This window comes from Actinomycetota bacterium (genome assembly GCA_005774595.1).
In the GTDB taxonomy this organism is placed as follows: domain Bacteria; phylum Actinomycetota; class Coriobacteriia; order Anaerosomatales; family D1FN1-002; genus D1FN1-002.
In genome coordinates this window covers 1-1,091 of the sequence record VAUM01000496.1, presented here as the reverse complement: position 1 = coordinate 1,091, position 1,091 = coordinate 1, and the positions used below count along the sequence as shown (strand labels likewise).

The 1,091-nt window shown below is 70.9% G+C and carries 1 protein-coding gene; it reads left to right on the top strand.

Translation table 11 applies throughout. The features are described from left to right. Positions 1-1,091: hypothetical protein (locus FDZ70_11230; GenBank protein TLM65273.1), on the top strand; the 1,091-nt coding region annotated here is incomplete at both ends.

Genomic DNA, 1,091 nt, shown 5'->3' with positions numbered 1-1,091 from the left:
CGACTGCAGCCGCGGGCTATCCCGGGCAGGCGTTCGTCGTCGACTCAGGGCACTGGCAGGCGGCGTACGCGGTGGCGCCGTATGCCTACTCCCGCCGGATGCCGATCCTCCTGGACGACACGGACGGCCTCTCCGCGACGAGCACGCTGCCCGCGATGCGCAGCGCGGGCGTGACGCACTGCGTCATCGTCGGTGACTACTTCGACGTGGATCCGGAGGTCGAGTGGCAGCTAGACGACGAGGGCATCACCCACGAGCGCATCTTCGTGGACGATCTCGCCTCGGGCGGCAGCGGTGCATGCGACGAGCCCGCACGGTTCGCCGCCGCGTGCGGCTGGGCGGGGTTCACTGATGTCCGCATAGGCACGACGCAGGGCTGGCCAGACCTGGCTGGCGCGGGCGCCCTGACTGGCCGCCGCGGTGCCGTGATGCTGTTCACCGCGAGCAGCACTCTCCCGGATCGCGTCGAGAACCTGCTCTTCGAGCACGCGTCCGAGGTGCAGACGATCACGATCTTCGGGGGGCCGGGTGCGGTCTCCTCGGCAGTGGCCGCCGACCTAGCGGTGCTCGAGTCCTCGGTCATCGCCTCAGGGTCTGCCACCGGGCGGGTGACGGACCGCGCGGGCGCGCCGATTGCAGGTGCCGATGTGTGCCTGACGTCGCTGCGACGCGCGCCGGACGGCAGCTCGCCGCATCCGGTGATGGTCGCGCAGACGGTCACAGGCGCCGACGGCTCATGGTCGATCACGGGAATCCCGATCGGCAGGTACTGGCCGCTCGTCCTCGACGTGCAGCAGCGATTCAAGCACGTCGGATACGGCAGCGGTTCCGGGCTTCCCGAGCACGGCGACCCCATCACCGTCTCCTCGGGCACCACGGTCTCGGCCGACGCGTCCATGCCCACGGAGGCGCAGTGGCGCTCCGACCTCGTCACACGCGTCGCCGGGACCGATCGCTACTCCACCGCGATCCAGATATCCCGCCGCAACCACCGCAAGGCGTCGGCCGTCGTCCTCTGCGCCGGCTGGAGCTTCCCGGACGCGCTGTCGGCCGCGCCCCTCGCGGGTTCCTACGACGCACCGCTGCTGCTC